This window comes from Ottowia oryzae, from assembly GCF_003008535.1.
GTDB classification, from domain to species: Bacteria; Pseudomonadota; Gammaproteobacteria; order Burkholderiales; family Burkholderiaceae_C; genus Ottowia; species Ottowia oryzae.
In genome coordinates this window covers 399,492-417,521 of record NZ_CP027666.1, presented here as the reverse complement: position 1 = coordinate 417,521, position 18,030 = coordinate 399,492, and the positions used below count along the sequence as shown (strand labels likewise).

19 protein-coding genes are annotated in these 18,030 nt (G+C 68.4%); 14 read left to right on the top strand and 5 right to left on the bottom strand.

The features are described from left to right. Positions 1-5: 5 nt before the first annotated feature. From C6570_RS01910 to C6570_RS01880, 7 genes are all read left to right on the top strand, one after another. Positions 6-464, top strand: a complete 459-nt coding sequence (locus tag C6570_RS01910) for a 5-carboxymethyl-2-hydroxymuconate Delta-isomerase (protein WP_106701555.1) — start codon at positions 6-8, stop codon at positions 462-464. Between the two features lie 2 nt (positions 465-466). Beyond that, a complete protein-coding gene (gene hpaH, locus C6570_RS01905) occupies positions 467-1,282 on the top strand; it encodes a 2-oxo-hept-4-ene-1,7-dioate hydratase (protein ID WP_106701553.1) in 816 nt (271 codons plus the stop codon). Positions 1,283-1,295: 13 nt separating this feature from the next. Then, on the top strand, positions 1,296-2,132 hold the full coding sequence (locus C6570_RS01900; RefSeq protein WP_106701551.1) for an HpcH/HpaI aldolase family protein: 837 nt from the start codon (positions 1,296-1,298) through the stop codon (positions 2,130-2,132). Positions 2,133-2,172: 40 nt separating this feature from the next. Further along, positions 2,173-2,640: a nuclear transport factor 2 family protein gene (locus C6570_RS01895; RefSeq protein WP_106701549.1), complete on the top strand. Its 468-nt coding sequence runs from the start codon at positions 2,173-2,175 to the stop codon at positions 2,638-2,640. Between the two features lie 33 nt (positions 2,641-2,673). Beyond that, the gene (locus tag C6570_RS01890) at positions 2,674-3,417 is read left to right on the top strand and encodes a class II aldolase/adducin family protein (protein WP_106701547.1); all 744 of its coding nucleotides are present in this window, start codon (positions 2,674-2,676) and stop codon (positions 3,415-3,417) included. A 39-nt stretch (positions 3,418-3,456) separates the two neighbouring features. After that, on the top strand, positions 3,457-4,449 hold the full coding sequence (locus C6570_RS01885; protein ID WP_245896268.1) for a 2-dehydropantoate 2-reductase: 993 nt from the start codon (positions 3,457-3,459) through the stop codon (positions 4,447-4,449). A gap of 78 nt (positions 4,450-4,527) precedes the next feature. Continuing rightward, positions 4,528-5,349: a YecA/YgfB family protein gene (locus tag C6570_RS01880; protein WP_106701546.1), complete on the top strand. Its 822-nt coding sequence runs from the start codon at positions 4,528-4,530 to the stop codon at positions 5,347-5,349. Between the two features lie 191 nt (positions 5,350-5,540). On the opposite strand, the gene C6570_RS01875 is transcribed toward C6570_RS01880, so the two are convergent. Further along, the gene (locus C6570_RS01875) at positions 5,541-6,443 is read right to left on the bottom strand and encodes a LysR family transcriptional regulator (RefSeq protein ID WP_164675471.1); all 903 of its coding nucleotides are present in this window, start codon (positions 6,441-6,443) and stop codon (positions 5,541-5,543) included. A gap of 172 nt (positions 6,444-6,615) precedes the next feature. On the opposite strand from C6570_RS01875, the gene C6570_RS01870 reads away from it, so the two are divergent. The 4 genes from C6570_RS01870 (at position 6,616) to C6570_RS01850 (ending at position 11,431) form a co-directional block, all read left to right on the top strand. Further along, the gene (locus tag C6570_RS01870) at positions 6,616-7,815 is read left to right on the top strand and encodes a serine hydrolase domain-containing protein (protein ID WP_106704461.1); all 1,200 of its coding nucleotides are present in this window, start codon (positions 6,616-6,618) and stop codon (positions 7,813-7,815) included. A gap of 131 nt (positions 7,816-7,946) precedes the next feature. After that, entirely contained in the window at positions 7,947-9,194 is a 1,248-nt protein-coding gene (locus tag C6570_RS01865; protein ID WP_106701542.1) for a nucleoside recognition domain-containing protein, read from the top strand. A 71-nt stretch (positions 9,195-9,265) separates the two neighbouring features. Continuing rightward, a complete protein-coding gene (locus C6570_RS01860) occupies positions 9,266-9,853 on the top strand; it encodes a hypothetical protein (RefSeq protein WP_106701540.1) in 588 nt (195 codons plus the stop codon). A 201-nt stretch (positions 9,854-10,054) separates the two neighbouring features. Further along, complete coding sequence (locus C6570_RS01850) at positions 10,055-11,431, top strand: hypothetical protein (RefSeq protein WP_106701536.1); 1,377 nt, start codon at positions 10,055-10,057, stop codon at positions 11,429-11,431. 122 nt (positions 11,432-11,553) lie between these two features. Here the strand turns inward: C6570_RS01850 and rsmI are convergent, their stop codons facing one another. Beyond that, a complete protein-coding gene (gene rsmI / locus C6570_RS01845; RefSeq protein WP_106701534.1) occupies positions 11,554-12,492 on the bottom strand; it encodes a 16S rRNA (cytidine(1402)-2'-O)-methyltransferase in 939 nt (312 codons plus the stop codon). Positions 12,493-12,525: 33 nt separating this feature from the next. Between rsmI and C6570_RS01840 the strand changes: the two genes are divergently transcribed. The 3 genes from C6570_RS01840 to C6570_RS01830 all read left to right on the top strand — a co-directional run bounded on the left by C6570_RS01840 (position 12,526) and on the right by C6570_RS01830 (position 14,398). After that, positions 12,526-12,909, top strand: a complete 384-nt coding sequence (locus C6570_RS01840) for a YraN family protein (protein ID WP_106701532.1) — start codon at positions 12,526-12,528, stop codon at positions 12,907-12,909. Between the two features lie 110 nt (positions 12,910-13,019). Then, on the top strand, positions 13,020-13,619 hold the full coding sequence (locus tag C6570_RS01835; protein ID WP_106701530.1) for an SIS domain-containing protein: 600 nt from the start codon (positions 13,020-13,022) through the stop codon (positions 13,617-13,619). Next, positions 13,616-14,398 carry a BON domain-containing protein gene (locus C6570_RS01830; RefSeq protein WP_106701528.1) on the top strand — a complete coding sequence of 261 codons (783 nt, stop codon included), beginning with the start codon at positions 13,616-13,618 and terminating at the stop codon, positions 14,396-14,398. The genes C6570_RS01835 and C6570_RS01830 overlap by 4 nt, the downstream gene beginning before the upstream one ends. Positions 14,399-14,695: 297 nt before the next feature. On the opposite strand, the gene C6570_RS01825 is transcribed toward C6570_RS01830, so the two are convergent. From C6570_RS01825 to C6570_RS01815, 3 genes are all read right to left on the bottom strand, one after another. After that, complete coding sequence (locus C6570_RS01825; RefSeq protein ID WP_106704460.1) at positions 14,696-15,613, bottom strand: NAD(P)-dependent oxidoreductase; 918 nt, start codon at positions 15,611-15,613, stop codon at positions 14,696-14,698. 117 nt (positions 15,614-15,730) lie between these two features. Continuing rightward, positions 15,731-16,867, bottom strand: coding sequence for a PilT/PilU family type 4a pilus ATPase (locus C6570_RS01820; RefSeq protein WP_106701526.1), 1,137 nt, complete (start codon positions 16,865-16,867; stop codon positions 15,731-15,733). 99 nt (positions 16,868-16,966) lie between these two features. Further along, on the bottom strand, positions 16,967-18,010 hold the full coding sequence (locus C6570_RS01815; RefSeq protein WP_106701524.1) for a type IV pilus twitching motility protein PilT: 1,044 nt from the start codon (positions 18,008-18,010) through the stop codon (positions 16,967-16,969). Between the last annotated feature and the right edge of the window lie 20 nt (positions 18,011-18,030).

The window sequence follows — 18,030 nt, the reverse complement described above, 5'->3', positions numbered from 1 at the left end:
CCGCCATGCCGCACCTCGTCATCCTGTACACCGCCAACCTCGACGCCGTGGTCGACATGCCCGCGCTGTGCCGCGAGCTGGCCGACACCATGCTCAGCGTGCGCGAAGAGGGCGGCCAGCCCGTCTTTCCGCCCGGTGGCACGCGCGTGCTGGCCTACCCCGCGCCGCACTTTGCCGTGGGCGACGGCGGTGCGGCCGGGCGCGCGGCGGGCGCGGGAAAGACAGGCGTATCCACCGACGACCCGGGCGAGTACGGCTTCATGTACTTGAACCTGCGCATGGGCGGCGGGCGCAGCGATGCTACACAAAACAGAGCTGGCGGCGCACTGCTGGCCTGCGCAAAAGCCCGATTGGAGCCTGTGATGGCCACGCGCCACATCGGCCTGACCGTGCAGGTGGACGTGGGCGCAGAGGTGTTCGATGGCAAGCACAGCACCCTGCATCCCTTGTTTAAAAAGACCTGACCATGCTCACCGACGACCAGATCCAGCAGCTTGCCGATGAGCTGCACACCAGCGAAGCCACCCGCGTGCAGGTGGAGCATTTCTCCAAGCGCTTTCCCGGCATGACGGTGCAAGACGGCTACCGCGTCAGCCGCGCCTGGGTGGCGCGCCAGTTGGCTGAGGGGCGGCAAATCATCGGCCACAAGATCGGCCTGACCAGCCGCGCCATGCAGATCAGCAGCCAGATCGACGAGCCGGACTACGGCACCCTGCTCGACAGCATGCTGTTCACGTGCGCGCCGGGCCAGGTGCTGAGCATTCCGGCCAGCCGCTTCATCGCCCCGCGGGTGGAGGTGGAGCTGGCCTTCGTGCTGAAGGCCGACCTGAAAGGGCCCGACGTGGGCGTAGAGCAAGTGCTGGCAGCTACCGACTACGTCACCCCCGCCATCGAGATCATCGACGCGCGCGTCGAACAGTTCGACCGCCACACCAAGCTCATGCGCAAGGTGTTCGACACCATCAGCGACAACGCGGCCAACGCGGGCATCGTCGTGGGCGCGGGCCGCGCCGATGCGCGCAGCACCAACCGCCCCTGGGTTGGCGCCATCCTGCGGCAGAACGGCATGGTGGAAGAAACGGGCCTGGCCGCCGGCGTGCAGGGCGACCCGGCCATCGGCATCGCCTGGCTGGCCAACAAGCTCGCCCCCTGGGGCGAATCGCTCAAGGCAGGGCAGATCGTGCTGGCGGGCTCCTTCACGCGGCCCGTGGCGGCCAAGGCGGGCGATGAGTTCGAGGCAGACTATGGGCCGCTGGGCTGCCTGGCTTTCCGATTCACCTGACGCTGCGTTCACCATGAAAACCCCGCACAACACCTTCAAGCAAGCCATGGCCGATGGCCGCACCCAGATCGGCCTGTGGGCCGCGCTGGCCAGCCCGTACAGCACCGAGCTGCTGGCCGGCGTGGGCTACGACTGGCTGCTGATCGACGGCGAACACGCCCCCAACGACGTGCGCAGCGTGCTGGGGCAGCTGCAGGCGGTGGCCAGCGCGCAGCTGGCGCTGGGCGACGCGCGATCCCACCCCGTGGTGCGCGTGCCGCTGGGCACGGGCGAGGCGGGCACCGCCATCATCAAGCAGTACCTGGACATCGGCGCGCAGACGCTGCTGGTGCCCATGGTCGACACGCCCGAGCAGGCCGCGCAGGTGGTGGCCGCGTGCCGCTACGCACCGGCCGGTGTGCGCGGCATGGGCAGTGCGCTGTCGCGCGCGTCGCGCTGGCAGACCCACACCCAGTACGTGCACGAGGCGAACGAGCAGGTCTGCGTGCTGGTGCAGGCCGAAACCGTCACCGCCATGGCCCACCTGGACGCCATGGCCGCCACGCCCGGCGTGGACGGGGTCTTCATCGGTCCGGCAGACCTGAGCGCCAGCATGGGCTACCCGGGCAACGCGGCCCACCCCGAGGTGCAGGCCGTCATCGAACAAGGCATTGCCCGCATCCTGAAGGCGGGCAAGGCGCCCGGCATTCTGGCCACCAGCGAAGCGCAGGCGCGCAAGTGGCTGGCGGCGGGTGCGCGCTTCGTCGCCGTGGGGGCCGACACCATGCTGCTGGCCAGCGGGGCCCGCGAACTGCTGGGCAAGTACAAGACCGACCCTGCTGCAGCGGCGCCTGCGGACCGCAGCTACTGAAACACCCCGTTCCCCTTGTCTGGCATAGAAGGAGCCTGTCGTGAAACGTACCCCCCTCGTCGCCTTGGCCGCTGCAAGCGCCGCCGCGCTGCTGACCGCCTGCGCAACCCACAGCGCCAAAAGCCCCACCGCATCCGCCGAAGCCAATCGCCAGGCGGTGCTGGCCTTTTATGAAAAAGGCCTGAACCAGAAAGACGCCGATGCCGCCCTGCAGTACGTGGGCGACCGCTACGTGCAGCACAACCCCAATGCGGCGGACGGGCGGGAAGGCTTTCGCCAGTACGTGGCCATGCTGCGCGAGAAATTCCCGCAGTCGCACAGCGAGATCAAGCGCAGTTTCGTTGATGGCGACTACGTGATCCTGCATGTGCACGCGGTGCGCGACCCGGGCACGCGCGGCAACGCCATCGTCGACATCTTCCGCCTGGAAAACGGCAAGATCGCCGAGCATTGGGACGTGACGCAGCCCGTCCCCGAAAAGACCGCCAGCGGCAATTCCATGTTCTAGGGCGCCGCTGCGTTGGCACCCATTCACCCTGCCATGCACTCGGACGAACGCGCCGCGCGCCTGCAACTGGCCGCCTGCTACCGCGTCTTTGCCCTGCTGGGCTGGACGGAGATGATCTACAACCACATCACGCTGCGCCTGCCGGACAGCGTGACGGGTGGAGAAAAGCACTTCCTGATCAACCCCTTCGGCCTGCACTACACCGAGGTGACGGCCAGCAACCTGGTCAAGGTGAACCTGGCGGGCGAGGTGCTGGACGGCTCGCGCCACCCCATCAACCCGGCCGGTTACGTGCTGCACAGCACGATCCACGCGGGCATCCAAGGCGCGCACTGCGTGATGCACACGCACACCACGGCGGGCGTGGCCGTGGCGTCGCTGGCCAGTGGCTTGTCGCAAAGCAACTTCTACAGCGCGCAGCTGCACGGCATGGTGGCCACGCACGACTTTGAAGGCATCACCCTCCATGCCGAAGAAGGGCCGCGCGTGCTGGCGTCGATAGGCGGGCGCCAGGCGGTCATCCTGCGCAACCACGGCCTGCTGAGCTGGGGCCAGACGCTGCCGCAGGCCTTTGCCGTGCTGTGGACGCTGCAGCGCGCGTGCGAGATTCAGCTGGCCACGCAAAGCATGGGCGCACCGCTGCCTGTGCCGGACGACGTGGCCGCGCGGTGCACGCGCGATTCGCTGCAGTTTGACCCGCGCCACGGCGCCGGGCAGGACGTGTTCAACGCGCTGGTGCGGCAGGTCGATCGCATCGACGACAGCTATAAAAACTGAAGCTGCTTGCGCACGGCTGGCAAGCGCTGGAGGCCTGTTTTGTTCCAAAATATCTGTATCTACGGCGCGGGTGCCATCGGTGGCTGGCTGGGCGCGGGCCTGGTGGGCGCGGGCCATGCGGTGAACGTGGTGGCGCGCGGCGCCACGCTGGCGGCGTTGCGGGCAAACGGCCTGCGGCTGCGCGAAGGCAGCGGCGCGGATGAGCGTGAGCGCGCCTTTCCCGTCCACGCCACCGACCAGCCTGCCGAGCTGGGCGTGCAGGACCTGGTCATCGTCTCGGTCAAGGCGCCCGCCATGGCCGACGTGGCGCGCGGCATCGGCCCGCTGATCGGCCCGAACACCGTGGTGCTGACGGCGATGAACGGCGTGCCGTGGTGGTTTCTGCAGGGCTTTGGCGGCGCGGCCCAGGGGCGCACGCTGCAGTCGGTGGATGCGGGCGGTGCCATTGCGCGGGCCATGGGCGCGCAGCACGTGGTGGGCTGCGTGGTGCACGCCAGCTGCTCGCTGGACGGCCCTGGCATCGTGCGCCACCGCATGGGCAACGGGCTGATCGTGGGCGAGCCATCCGGCGCCGACACGCCCCGCCTGCAGGCGCTGGCGGCGCTGCTGGGTGGCGCGGGTTTTGACGTGACCGTGTCGCCGCAGATCCAGCGCGACGTGTGGTTCAAGCTGTGGGGCAACATGACGATGAACCCCGTCTGCGCCATGACCGGGGCCACGTCCGACCGCGTGCTGGACGACGAACTGGTGCGCGGCTTTGTCACCGCCGTGATGCTGGAGGCGCGCGAGATCGGCGCGCGCATCGGCGCGCCGATCGAGCAGACGCCCGAAGACCGCCACGTGATCACCCGCAAGCTGGGCGCGATGAAACCGTCGATGCTGCAAGACGTGGAAGCCGGGCGCGCGGTAGAGCTGGATGCGCTGGTCGCCGCCGTCCGCGAGCTGGGCCAGATCACCGGCGTGCCCACGCCCTACACCGACGCGCTGCTGGGCCTGGCGCGCCTGCACGCCCAGGTGCGCGGGCTGTACTGACGCGGCGGCAGCCGGCGGCCCGGCCCACGCCGCTGCCCGGGGCGCTACCATCCACGCCACCAACGAACGCCGCAAACCATGAGCAGCCAAGACACCACGCCCCCCGATTCGCCCCAAGATAACAGCCGCGCCGAGCTGGACGAAGCCAGCTCCGCCACGCTGGACGCGCTGGAAGACGTGCTGGACGCCGTGCGCGAAGCGCACCCCGACACGCCGCAGTGGGAATTTTGCGAAGGCGCGCTGACCGCCCTGCTGTGCACGCGCCGCGCGGTGCCGCAGGCCGAATGGCTGCCTTTCATCTTCGGCCGTGACGCGGGCGACATCTTCGCCAGCCCGGCGCAGGAAACCACCTTCCTCATGGGCTGGCAAGAGCGTGAAGCGCAACTGCGCGCCGCACTCGAAGCACCCGTGGATTCGCTGGAAGACGAAGGCGCACTGGCCCCGGCGGTGATGGACTGGCGCGGCCTGCTGGCCAGCCTGCCCGAGCCCGACCGCGCCGAAGCCGCCGCCGACCAGGACGGCCCGCCGCCCGCGCTGGCGCAGGTGTGGGCGCAAGGCTTCATGGCGGCGGTCGACCGCTGGTCCGACGACTGGGCGCCGCCGCGCGACAAGGAAATCGCCGAGTCGATGGGCGATGCGCTGGCCTGCGTGGACGACCTGCTGGACGACGACACCGCCCAACCCGCCCTGAACCTGTACGAACCCGACGCTGCGCCCAGCGTGAGCGAGGCCAGGTTTGAAGCCTTTGGCGAAGCCCTGTGGGCCGTGTACGACCTGTACGCCATCGCCAAAAGCCTGGGCCCGCGCACCGGCCCGATCCGCAACGACGACAAGGTCGGCCGCAACGACCTGTGCCCTTGCGGCAGCGGCAAGAAGTACAAGAAGTGCCACGGCGCGTGAGGGGGCACGGGCGGCGGCCAGCGCAAAGTCGCTTGCTGCTGCCGCGTCATCTCTCCAATCATTTGCTATTGAGTTGATAGCTTCTGGCGCTGGTGGGTTGGGCGCTGGCGGCTGTTTGTAATCAGAACGACCGCCATCGCCGGCGCATCTCGGCGGCCACCGACAGCGAGCTGGCGCGGGTAGCGAAGCAGCTAAGCCAGCGGCCCAAACCCGCAAGACTCTCGCAGAAAAGACACGAAGGCGCGCAGCTTGGGCGCTTGCAGGCGCCGCGCCGGGTGGTAGATGCAAAACCCTGAAAACGGCTGCGCGTGGCGCGCCAGCACGGGCACCAAGAGGCCCGCTTTCAGCTCGTCACGGATGCTGCATTCAAAGCGCTGAGCCAGGCCGTGGCCGGCCACCGCGGCCTTGTTCAGCCAGCTGTCGTCCGAGAAGATCAGCGCGGCATTCACCTCCACCTTCACCGGCTTGCCGCCCACCATCAGCACCCACGGTTCGATGCGGCCGCTGCCCGGCATGCGAAAGTGAATGCAGCGGTGGGCCAGCAGATCTTCGGCGCGGCGCGGTGTGCCGCAGCGCGCCAGATAGTCGGGGCTGGCCACGGTGATGCGGCGCTGGCCGTGGTCCAGCGGCAGGGCGACCATGTCCCGCGCAATCGAATCGCCCAGGCGAATGCCCGCGTCAAACCCGCCGTGCACCAGGTCGGCGAAGGTGTCGTCCAGAAACAGCTCCAGCTGAATCAGCGGGTAGCGCGCCAGGAAGGCGTCCAGCACCGGCTCGATGAACACGCGCGCTGCCAGGCGCGAGGTGTTGATGCGCAGCAGGCCGGACGGCGTGTGCTGGTCGGCCGCCAGCCGCTGCAGGCTGGTCGACAGCGTGGCCAGTGCGGGGCCGACCTCGTCCAGCAGGCGCTGCCCGGCTTCGGTGGTGTGCACGCGGCGGCTGGTGCGCTCCAGCAGGCGCACGCCCACGCGCGATTCCAGCGCGCGGATGTGCTGCGACACCGCCGCCGTGCTCACGCCCAGCGCCGCGCCCGCGCGCGTGAAGCTTTGCAGGCGCGCCACCGCCTCCAGCGCCTGCAGGCTGCTGGTGGGCACCGGTTCCGTTAAGTGCTTCTTCACGGTGCATCAAGGCTAGCGCCGTTGATGCTTGGCGGTGCGCGCCGCACCATGCAGCCTTGTGCAACGCAAGGGATTGGCGATGACGCAGTGGATGAATCAACGCCGCAGCCTGCTGGGCGCGGCCGTGGGCTCGATCACGTGCGGTGCGATGGCGCAGGGCGCGCCCGCCGTGGCTAGGCCTTCACCCGACCAGGCAATGGCCCAGCGGATAGACCGCACGCTGGCGCTGGCCGTGGCGCAGCAGCGGGTGGTGGGTGCGGTGGTACTCGTCGCGCGCGACGGGCTGCCCGTGTACCAAGGCGCGTTCGGCCAGGCCGACCGCGAAGCGCGCCGCGCGATGACGGTGGCAACGCCGTTCCGGCTGGCGTCGATGACCAAGCCCATCGTCACCCTGGCGGCGCTGCGCCTGGCCGAGCTGGGCCAGATTCGCCTGCAAGCCCCCGTCACCGACTACCTGCCCGACTTCCGCCCCCGGCTGGCCGACGGCAGCGCGCCCGCCATCACGCTGCAGCAGTTGCTGCTGCACACCTCGGGCCTGGGCTACGGGTTTGAGGAAGGGCCGGGCGGCGCCTACGCCCGCCTGGGCGTGTCCGACGGGCTGGACCGTGCGACGCTGACGCTGCAAGAGAACCTGCGGCGGCTGGCGCAGGCGCCGCTGTACTTTGCGCCGGGTACGCAGTGGCGCTATTCGCTGGGCATCGACGTCGTCGGCGCGGTGATCGAGCGCGTGACCCACCGCCCGCTGCCGCAGGCCGTCGACGCGCTTGTGCTGCAGCCCGCCGCGCTGCAAGGCTTTGCCTTCTCGGTGCCGCGCCGCCAGCGCCTGGCCACGCCCTACGCCAACGGCCAGCCGCGCCCCGTGCGCATGACGCGCGACATGCGGGTGCCCATACCCGGTGCGCCAGGTGCGCCCGGCAGCGGCGTGGTGTTCGACCCCGCGCGCGCCTACTCGGCCAGCGCCTTTCCGTCTGGCGGGGGCGGGATGATCGGCACGGCGCCCGGCTACCTGCGTTTGCTGGAGGTGCTGCGCGCGGGCGGCGCCCCCGTGCTGGCGCGCGCCGCACCGGCCGGCTGGATGCAGCCGCTGGTCGGCCCGCAGGCGCAGACGCAAGGGCCCGGTTGGGGCTTTGGCTACGGCGGCGCCGTGCTGGTGGACCCGGTGGCCGCCGCTTCGCCGCAAAGCGCGGGCACGCTGCAATGGGGCGGTGCCTATGGCCACAACTGGTTCATCGACCCACCGCAGCGGCTGAGCGTGGTGATGCTGACCAACACCGCCTTCGAAGGCATGAACGGCGCCCTGGTCACGCAGCTGCGCGACGCGGTTTACGGCGCTGCACCGGCGGCTTAAGGCTGCGCCCGAGCGCTGAGCGGCCCCGCCTCGCACGCGCACCCAGCCACGCGGCGCCGCATGGGCGCATAGGTCATTCGCTACATTTACAATAGCTTCTCGCGCTGGTCGCACAAGCGCTGGAGGCCGATTTGGTTCTGAATTTTGTCTGGCTGGGCTTCTTCGTCAGCGCCTTCGTGGCGGCGCTGGCTCAAACGTTGCTGGGCGACTTCACCGTCTTCCCGCGCATCATGGCGGCGCTGTTCGATTCGGCCAAGACCGGCTTTGAAATCGCACTGGGCCTGACCGGCATGATGGCCCTGTGGCTGGGCTTCATGAAGATTGGCGAGCGCGCCGGCATGATCGACGCCTTCGCCCGTGGCGTGAACCCCGTCATGCGGCAGCTGTTTCCCGGTGTGCCGCCCGGGCACCCGGCGCAGGGCGCGATGACGATGAACATCAGCGCCAACCTGCTCGGTCTGGACAACGCCGCCACGCCGCTGGGCCTGAAGGCCATGCAGGAGCTGCAAAGCCTGAACCGGCAGCCCGACACGGCCACCAACGCGCAGATCATGTTCCTGGTGCTGAACACGGCGGGGCTCACGCTGATACCCACGTCGGTCATCGCCATCCGCCAGACCATGGCCGCCAAAGAGGGGCTGAGCGGCTTCAACGCGGCCGACATCTTTTTACCCACCCTGCTGGTCACGGCCATCACGCTGGTGTGCGCGCTGCTGGTGGTGGCGGCGGTGCAACGCATCTCGCTGTGGCGCGCCAGCCTGCTGGTGCCGCTGGCGGTGCTGGGTACGTCGGCAGGTCTGCTGACCTGGTGGCTGGGCGGCATGCCGCCCGAGCAGGCCACGCTGTGGATGGGCCTGATCGGCAGCGGCGCCATTCTGTCGGTGATCGTGCTGTTTCTGGTGGCGGGCGCGCTGCGGCGCGTGAACGTGTACGACGCGTTCGTCGACGGCGCCAAGGAAGGCTTTGGCGTGGCCGTGGGCATCATCCCCTACCTGGTTGCCATGCTGGCGGCCATCGCCGTGTTTCGCGCCGCTGGGCTGATGGATGTGCTGATGGGCGGCATCGCCTGGGCGGTGGCCGCGCTGGGCTGGCCCACCGATTTTCTGCCCGCCGTGCCGGTGGGGCTGATGAAGGTGCTGTCAGGCTCTGGCGCGCGCGGCCTGATGGTGGACGTGATGCAGACCTACGGCGTGGCCTCGTTCCCGGCCAGGCTGGCCGCGATCATCCAGGGCTCGACCGAAACCACCTTTTACGTGCTGGCCGTGTACTTCGGCAGCGTGGGCGTGAAACACACGCGCCACGCCTTGCCCTGCGCCCTGTTCGCCGACGCGGTGGGCATCGTGGTGGCGGTGGGGGTGGCGTATGCGTTTTTCAGATAGCTGTTGCGCTTGACCAACAACGGTGCCTAAAATTCACGTTTTAATACATTACGTAACGTGGAGATGCGGTCATGGGAAAACGAATTTTCGGTGCGCTGGTCCTTTTTCTGTCGACGCACGGCATGGCGTGGGCCCAGATCGCTGACGGCACCCCGTTCACGATCGATTGGTTGTATCCCAATGCGTCGACGGTTTACAGCACTGCCAGCAAGACGGTGGGCGCTGGCGCCGAAGTGAATTGCCCCGCGAATAGTGGCGGCGGTGATACGCCGACGCTGTGCGGCCCAATCAACGGCGGTCCGGTCACCATGGACGTATCGGCCACGTCGATCGCCATCTCAACCAGCAGCAATGCCTGGGCTGGCGTGCAGTTCAACGGCTTCAGGTTCACGTTTCCCGCAGCTTCGCCTGCCATCGCCGGCGTCACGCTGGTCACCAACGACCCCGGCTTCGCGGCGTCGAACGTGCAGTTCACCGACCACACCGTCGCCATCAATTTGCAGGGCCGCAACGGCGTCTACACCTACACCCTCAACCTGACGTTTGCCGCGCCGCCTGCCGTACCAGTGCCCACCGCTTCAACTTTGGCCCTGGCGTTGATGGGCTTGCTGCTCACCGCGGCGGTCGCATGGCGCGTGCACGGCCGGGCGCGAGGGTAGGTCTTCCCTCGCGGGAGATTTCCAAAATAATAGCGGCCAGTGCTTTGTAGGCTGGCGCTGGCGGCCTTTTTAATCTTCAGGCTGCCCTTTGGCTGATGCGGCTCGCTGCGCCACATATGCGCGTGGTCGCTCTGCGCTCGCCCTGACACTGCCCGCTTGGGCGACACTCGGCTGTTCAACTCACAGCGGACCGGGGCTCCCATGGACAGCCAACGCATCCTTACCGTACGCGCGGCCTGGGCCGCCCTGGCCTTGCTGCTCGCTTTGGGCAGCCATGCCCACGCCCTGAGCGGCCCGGCCGCATCGGCCAAGGCAGAGGCGCCGCCCAAGGTCACCGCGTGCCCTGCCGGGGTGCCCAGCAGCACCACTTGCTACGCCGGGCAGGATTCGGCGGGCGCTTATTACATGATCGCGAAGCCGGCGCCCTGGAACGGCGTGCTGGTGCTGCACGCACACGGCGGGCCGGACCTGGGCGCGCCGCGCGCCGACCGCGTGGCCGAAGATCTGGCGCGCTGGTCGGTCATGCCGCGCGTCGGGTACGCCTGGGCGGGCACCACGTACCACCAGGGCGGCGTGGCGGTGACCGCCGCCGCCGAAGACGTCGAGCGCCTGCGCGGCATCTTTCGTCAACACATCGGCGCGCCGCGCCGCACCATCCTGCACGGCCAGTCGTGGGGCGCGGGTGTGGCGGCCAAGGGCGCCGAGCTGTTCACAGCAGCCACGGTGGGCGAAAAGCCCTACGACGGCGTGCTGCTGACCAGCGGCGTACTGGGCGGCGGCACGCATTCGTACGACTTTCGCACCGACCTGCGCGTGGTCTACCAATACCTGTGCCACAACCACCCGCGCCCGGACGAGCGACCCTACGACCTGAACCTGGGCCTGCCCGCCGGCGTGACCAAGAAGCGCGCCGACATTGCCGCGCGTGTGAACGAGTGCCTGGCGCTGAACCAGCCGGCGGCGCGCCGCACAGCCGAGCAGCAGGCCAAGATCGACACCATCACCCGCGTCATCCGGATTCCGGCCAGCGCCATCCTGTCGCACATCGACTGGGGCACGCGGCACTTCCAGGACATTTCATCACGGCGCACGGGCAACGCCAGCCCGTTCGGCAACGTCGGGGCGGTGTACACGGGTTCGGCCGACGACGCGGCGCTGAACGCCGGCGTGCAGCGCTACCGGGCCGACCCGGCGGCGTACGCGCGCTTCGCGCTCGACAGCGACCCCAAGGGCCACATCCCCGTGCCGGTGCTCAGCACCAAATGGGTGGCCGACCCGACCGCGTTCGTCGAGCTGGAAGCCCGCTTTCTGCACACCATGCAGCAAGGCGGCAGCGCCAGCCGGCTGGTGCAGACCTTCACCACCCAAGGCACGCACAGCTACATCACCGATGCGACCTACACCACGCTGATGCACGCGCTGCTGGGCTGGGTGGACGAGGGTCGCAAGCCGACGCCCGCCAGCATCGCCGCCGCCTGCCGGGCGGATGGGCCGCAGGCGGACGCAGGTTGCGTGTTTGACGCGGGCTACACCCCAGCCTCGCTGGACACGCGCGTGCCGGAGCGCGACCGGCCTTAGGGGCTTAGCTGGCTTTCGGGCGCTTGAACGGCTTGGGGCGCGGCGCGCAACCAGGGGCCGAATGCGCCCACATTGGGCCTCGGTGCGCCGCGGCAGAACTTGCGCGCAGCGTGCAGCCGCGCTCAGTCCTCTTGCCCGCCTGCCTCGGCCTTCATCTGCAAGGCGCGTTCGTACAAACCGTTGCGCGGCGTGTCGGTGATCTCGGCCGCCAGGCGCACGGCGGTTTTCAGCGGCAGCTCGGGCAGCAGCAGGCGCAGCACGCGCTCGCCCGCCGCGCCTTCGTCCGTGTCGCCGGTGGCGGGGTGCAGCACCAGGGCGAATTCGCCGCGCTGGCGTTGCGCATCGGCCGCCAGCCAAGTGGGCAGATCGGCGCAGGGCAGCGTGGCGATCTGCTCGAACTGCTTGGTCAACTCGCGCGCCACCGTCACGGGCCGCTCGCCCAGCACGGTCAGCGCATCTGCCAGCGCGGTGATGCGGTGCGGCGCCTCCAGCAGCACCACCGCGCGCGGCTCGGCGGCCAGCGCCTGTACGGCCTGGGCGCGCTCGCCGCTCTTGGTGGGCAGAAAGCCGGCAAAGACGAAGTGCCCGTCGCCCGCCAAACCGGCCACGCTGAGCGCCGTGGTCACGCTGCTGGCGCCGGGCAGCGGCAGCACCCGCACTTGGGCGGCGCGGCACGCGGCCACCAGGCGCGCGCCGGGGTCGCTGATGGCGGGCGTGCCCGCGTCGCTGACGTAGGCCACGCGCTCGCCCGCCTGCAGCCGCGCCAGCACGGTTTGCGCGGCTTGCAGCTCGTTGTGCTCATGCAGCGCGATCAGCGCCTTGCCGTCCAGGCCGTAGGCGCGCAGCAGTTGCTGGGTGTGGCGCGTGTCTTCGCAGGCCACGGCGTCGGCGATGTCCAGCACGTGCAAGGCGCGCAGGCCGATGTCGGCCAGGTTGCCGATGGGCGTGGCCACCACGTACAGCGCGCCGGCCGGATAATCCTGCCCACCCGCTGCGGCGCGTGCCGCCGCCAGGGCGGGCAGGAAGTTGGGGGCGCCCAGAAAGGGCTGTGTTTTGGACATGATTCGATCGTCTGGCGCAACAGGGGCAAGCGCATGCCGCTATTGAATTGGAAGCGTAGCAGCGTCACGCGGCAAACCGGCGCGGCCGCCGAAGACGTGGCGTTGGCGCACCTTCAGGCCGCTGGCATGGCGCTGGTCACGCGCAATTATCGAACGCCGGGGCGCGGCGGTGGCGAGATCGACCTGGTCATGCGCGCGCCAGACGGCACGCTGCTGTTTGTCGAGGTGCGCGCCCGCAGCGGCGCCGCGCAAGGCGGCGCGGCCGCCACCGTGGGCCACGTCAAGCAGCGGCGCCTGGTGCACGCCGCGCAGCACTACCTGATGCAGCACGCCACGCCGCCGCCATGCCGGTTTGACGTGGTCGCCATCGACGGCGACCGCATCGAATGGCTGCGCGGCGCGTTCGACGCGGGCTGATGTGGCGTGGCCCGGCCCACCGTGGAAAAGCACGCCGGCCCGTGCGTCGAAATGAAAACCTGCTCCTAAATTTGCACCGATGGCGCGCCACGCAGGTATGATCGGCGGCGATGGTGGAACAACGCATTCAGCAGCAATTCATCGACAGCGCCGACCTCACTTACCAGTGGGCGCAGACCCTGGCACGCCCGGTGATGGACGCGTTGCAGGCGCTGCTGGCCTGCGTCACCGGCGGCGGCAAGGTGCTGGTCTGCGGCAACGGCGCTTCGGGCGCGCTGGCGCAGTACATGACCACGCTGCTGGTCGGCGGCATGGAGCGCCCCCGGCCTGAATTGCCCGCGCTGTCGCTCAGCGCCGACGCGGCGACGCTGACGGCCGTGGCGCGCCGCGGCGAGTTTGCCGACGTGTTCGCCGCGCAGGTGCGCGCGCTGGGCGCGGCGGGCGACGTGCTGCTGGTGCTCACGTCCAAGGGCGACACCGCCAACCTGGTGCGCGCGGCGCAGGCCGCCCACGAGCGCGACATGGTCGTGGTCGCGCTCACGGGGCGCGGCGGCGGTGAGCTTGCCCGCATGCTGCGCGAAACGGATGTTCACGTGGGCGTGCCGCAGGAAGGCGTGGCCCACATTCACGAAGCGCACCAGCTGGTGCTGCATGCCCTGTGCGACGGCCTGGATATTGAGCTGCTGGGCGAAGAGGAGATTGCTGAATGAGCCATTTGATCAAGGAAAGCTGGTTGCGCACCGGCCTGTTGGCGGCCGCGTTGGGCCTGTCGGTGTCGGCCTGCGTGCCCGTGGCACTGGTGGGCGGCGCCGTGGCGGGCGGCACCCTGCTGATGTCGGCCGACCGCCGCAGCAGCGAAACGCAGACGGCTGACAGCACCATCGAATCCGCCGCGCAAGAGGCCATCGTCAAGCTGCTGCCGGGACGCGGGCACGTCAACGTGAACAGCTACTACCGCAAGGTGCTGATCACCGGCGAAGTGCCCACGGCGCAAGACAAGCAGACGGTGGAAGCCGCCGTGCGCGCGTTGCCCGGCGTGCAATCGGTGGTCAGCGATCTGGCGGTGATGCCTGATTCCACGGCCATCCAGCGGTCCAACGACGGGCTGATCACCAGCAAGGTGCGCGCCCGCTTCGTCGGCACCAACGGCATCCCGGCCGGCAGCATCAAGATCTTCACCGAGCGCGGCAATACCTACCTGATGGGGCGCCTGACGGCCGATGAAGCCGCCCGCGCAACCGACCTGGCCGCGCAGACCGACGGCGTGCAGCGCGTGGTGCGCGTGATCGACCTCATCTCCAACGCAGCCCTGTACGGTGGCACGAACAACGCCAATGCCACCAGCGCTGCACCGGCCGTCGACCCGGCGGTGTTGCCCAAGACCGGCGCCGACACCGCCCCTGGGGTGGTCGCCACGCCGGTGACGCAGCCCACCATCGAACAACCGCGCCGCCCGGTACAGGTGCAGGATCTGCCGCCGCTTAAATAATGATAGCTGTCAGCGCAGGTGCAGCCTGCGCTAGCAGGCGATTTCATTCGGGGTTTGACCCAAGGCGCAGCCAATCGCGCAGCACGTAGAAAAGGGCGCATCGCGCCCTTTTCTGCTTTTCCGCGAGCAATGCGCGCGGGCCACCCACCGAACGCGCCCACCGCCAGAAGATCGCGCAACGCCGCGCATTCATTCTGGCGCCGGGCTTGCCCTGTGAACCTCGCCCCCGTAGGAGGCGGCGCGAAATCGGTCCGGAACGTCGGCGACGCAAGCGCCCTCAGCCGCCCAGCCGCCAGCTCACTTCAGCCGTTTGATCAGGCTCGACGTATCCCACCGCCTGCCGCCCATCTGCTGCACGTCGGCGTAGAACTGATCGACCAGTGCCGTCACCGGCAGGCGCGCGCCGTTGCGGTGCGCCTCGTCCAGCACCAGGCCCAGGTCTTTGCGCATCCAGTCCACGGCAAAGCCAAAGTCGAACTTGCCTTGCACCATCGTCGGGCCCCGGTTGTCCATCTGCCAGCTTTGCGCCGCGCCCTTGCCGATCACATCCAGCACCAAATTCATGTCAAGGCCCGAGCGCTGGCCGAAAGCCACTGCTTCCGACAGGCCCTGCACCAGCCCGGCGATGCAGATCTGGTTGACCATCTTGGTCAGCTGGCCGGCACCACTGGGCCCCATCAGCGTGAAAGCGCGCGAAAACGCCAACGCGACGGGCTTCACGGCTTCAAATGCCGCCGCGTCGCCGCCGCACATTACCGTCAGCAGGCCGTTCTGCGCGCCCGCCTGGCCGCCCGAGACCGGGGCATCGATGAACTGCAGGCCGCGTGCGCGGGCGGCTTCGTCCAGCTCGCGCGCCACCGTGGCCGACGCGGTGGTGTGATCGACGAAGATCGCGCCCGGCGCCATGCCGGCCAGCGCCCCCGTGTCGCCGAGCACGACAGAACGCAGGTCGTCGTCGTTGCCCACGCAGCAGAAGACCATCTCTGCGCCTTGCGCTGCCAGCGCCGGTGTTTCAGCGCTTTTGACCTTGCCAGCGCCCGCCAGTCGTGCGCAGAACGCTTCTGATTTGCTAGCGCTTCGGTTGTACACGGTCACTTCGTGACCGGCCAGCGCCAGGTGGCCGGCCATGGGAAAACCCATGACGCCGAGGCCCAGAAAGGCGACGCGGCGCGGCGGGCAGGGTTCGTAGGTTTTGGCGTGGATGTCGGTGTTCATGCGGCGCATTGTAGGAGTGCGCTCCCGCTTGAACCGGCGCCGCGATGGCGCCGCACAAAGCGCAACGCCCCGGCGGGCGGGGCGTTGGGAGGCGACTGAGTCCGCGGGGCCTTGTGCTCAGACGATCTGCAGATGCTCCGTGCCTTCCGCCAGATCGTTCGAGCGGGCGCGCTTGCTGGTCAGCTTGATCTGCAGGCGCAGGTCGTTGGCCGAATCGGCGTTGCGCAGGGCGTCTTCGTACGTGATCAGGTTGGCTTCGAAGGCATCGAACAGCGCTTGGTCGAAAGTCTGCATGCCCAGCTCGCGGCTCTTCTTCATGACTTCCTTGATCTCGCCCACTTCGCCCTTGAAGATCAAATCCGAGATAAGCGGCGAGTTCAACATAATCTCTACCACCGCGGTGCGGCCCTTCCCATCCTGCTTGGCGATCAGGCGCTGCGAGACCAGGGCGCGCAGGTTCAGCGACAAGTCCATCAGCAGCTGCTCGCGGCGCTCTTCGGGGAAGAAGTTGATGATCCGGTCGAGTGCCTGGTTGGCGCTGTTGGCGTGCAGGGTGGCCAGGCACAGGTGGCCGGTCTCTGCGAAAGCCACGGCATGTTCCATGGTTTCGCGGTCGCGGATTTCGCCCATCAGGATGACGTCGGGCGCCTGGCGCAGGGAGTTCTTGAGGGCCGATTCCCAATCGTCGGTGTCCAGCCCCACTTCGCGCTGGGTGACGATGCAGTTCTTGTGCGGGTGCACGAACTCCACCGGATCTTCCACAGTGATGATGTGGCCCTGCGAATGGATGTTGCGCCAGTCCACCATGGCCGCCAGCGTGGTCGATTTACCCGAACCGGTGGCGCCCACCATGATGGCCAGGCCGCGCTTGCTCATGGCCACGTCCTTCAGCACCTGAGGCATGCCCAGCGAATCGATCGTGGGCAATGTCTGCGGGATCACCCGCATCACCACGCCGACGTTGCCCTGCTGCACGAACGCGTTGCAGCGAAAGCGGCCGATGCCCGCCGGAGAAATGGCGAAGTTGCACTCCTTGGTGCGTTCGAACTCGGCCGCCTGCTTGTCGTTCATCACCGAGCGCACCAGCGCCAGCGTGTGCGCCGCGGTCAGGTTCTGCGCAGACACCTTCGTCACCTTGCCGTCGACCTTGATGGCCGGCGGGAAGTCGGCGGTGATGAACAGATCGCTGCCCTTGCGGGTGAGCAGCAGCTTGAGCAGGTCGTTGATGAACTTGCTGGCCTGATCGCGTTCCATGGTGTGGACCTTCCAGCGGCGCCGTGGCCGCAAACTACTATCGTTTCAATAGCTTGCCGCGCCCGTGGGTACAGCGCGAAAAGCCAAAAATACCTGAAATCAGCCGGGGAAGTTTTCCGGGATCTTCGCCTTGCCCCTGGCCTCGGCCGGGCTGATGACGTTGCGGCGGACCATCTCCGTCAGATTCTGGTCCAGCGTCTGCATGCCCATGCTGTTGCCGGTCTGGATGGCGGAATACATCTGCGCCACCTTGGCCTCGCGGATCAGGTTGCGGATGGCGGGGGTGCCCAGCATGATCTCGTGCGCGGCCACGCGGCCCTGGCCGTCCTTGGTCTTGCACAGCGTTTGCGAAACCACCGCCTGCAGCGATTCCGACAGCATGGCCCGCACCATCTCTTTTTCTTCCGCGGGAAACACGTCGATGATCCGGTCGATCGTCTTGGCGGCCGACGAGGTGTGCAGCGTACCGAACACCAAGTGGCCGGTTTCGGCCGCGGTCATGGCCAGGCGAATGGTTTCCAGGTCACGCATCTCGCCCACCAGAATGGCGTCTGGGTCTTCCCGCAGGGCAGAGCGCAGCGCGTTCGCAAAGCTGTGGGTCATGGGGCCCACTTCGCGCTGGTTCACCAGGCACTTCTTGGATTCGTGCACGAATTCGATCGGGTCTTCCACCGTCAGCACGTGGCCGTATTCGGTTTCGTTCAGGTGGTTGACCATCGCCGCCAGCGTGGTCGACTTGCCCGAGCCCGTGGGGCCGGTCACCAGCACCAGGCCACGCGGCTTGAGGGCCAGATCGCCGAAGATCTTGGGCGCGTTCAGCTGCTCCAGCGTGAGGATCTTGCTGGGAATCGTCCGCAGCACGCCCGCGGCGCCGCGGTTCTGGTTGAAGGCGTTGACGCGAAACCGCGCCAGGCCCTCGATCTCGAAGGAGAAGTCGACCTCCAGGTTTTCCTCATACACCTTGCGCTGGGTGTCGTTCATGATGTCGTACAGCATCGCGAACACCTGCTTGTGGTCCAGTGGATCCACGTTCAGGCGCCGCACGTCGCCGTGCACACGAATCATGGGGGGCAGGCCGGCCGAAAGGTGCAGGTCGGATGCTTTGTTCTTGACGCTGAACGCCAGCAGTTGCGTGATATCCACGGGGCCTCTCGAAAATGCAG

What these genes read in the sequence shown, in the direction of transcription:
- C6570_RS01900 (WP_106701551.1), top strand. Translation starts at nt 1,296, where the DNA reads ATGAAAACCCCGCACAACACCTTCAAGCAAGCCATGGCCGATGGCCGC.
- rsmI (WP_106701534.1), bottom strand. Translation starts at nt 12,492, where the DNA reads ATGTCCAAAACACAGCCCTTTCTGGGCGCCCCCAACTTCCTGCCCGCC.
- C6570_RS01820 (WP_106701526.1), bottom strand. Translation starts at nt 16,867, where the DNA reads ATGGAACGCGATCAGGCCAGCAAGTTCATCAACGACCTGCTCAAGCTG.
- C6570_RS01835 (WP_106701530.1), top strand. Translation starts at nt 13,020, where the DNA reads ATGGTGGAACAACGCATTCAGCAGCAATTCATCGACAGCGCCGACCTC.
- C6570_RS01840 (WP_106701532.1), top strand. Translation starts at nt 12,526, where the DNA reads ATGCCGCTATTGAATTGGAAGCGTAGCAGCGTCACGCGGCAAACCGGC.
- C6570_RS01860 (WP_106701540.1), top strand. Translation starts at nt 9,266, where the DNA reads ATGGGAAAACGAATTTTCGGTGCGCTGGTCCTTTTTCTGTCGACGCAC.
- hpaH (WP_106701553.1), top strand. Translation starts at nt 467, where the DNA reads ATGCTCACCGACGACCAGATCCAGCAGCTTGCCGATGAGCTGCACACC.
- C6570_RS01850 (WP_106701536.1), top strand. Translation starts at nt 10,055, where the DNA reads ATGGACAGCCAACGCATCCTTACCGTACGCGCGGCCTGGGCCGCCCTG.
- C6570_RS01910 (WP_106701555.1), top strand. Translation starts at nt 6, where the DNA reads ATGCCGCACCTCGTCATCCTGTACACCGCCAACCTCGACGCCGTGGTC.
- C6570_RS01870 (WP_106704461.1), top strand. Translation starts at nt 6,616, where the DNA reads ATGGCGCAGGGCGCGCCCGCCGTGGCTAGGCCTTCACCCGACCAGGCA.
- C6570_RS01880 (WP_106701546.1), top strand. Translation starts at nt 4,528, where the DNA reads ATGAGCAGCCAAGACACCACGCCCCCCGATTCGCCCCAAGATAACAGC.
- C6570_RS01890 (WP_106701547.1), top strand. Translation starts at nt 2,674, where the DNA reads ATGCACTCGGACGAACGCGCCGCGCGCCTGCAACTGGCCGCCTGCTAC.
- C6570_RS01825 (WP_106704460.1), bottom strand. Translation starts at nt 15,613, where the DNA reads ATGAACACCGACATCCACGCCAAAACCTACGAACCCTGCCCGCCGCGC.
- C6570_RS01830 (WP_106701528.1), top strand. Translation starts at nt 13,616, where the DNA reads ATGAGCCATTTGATCAAGGAAAGCTGGTTGCGCACCGGCCTGTTGGCG.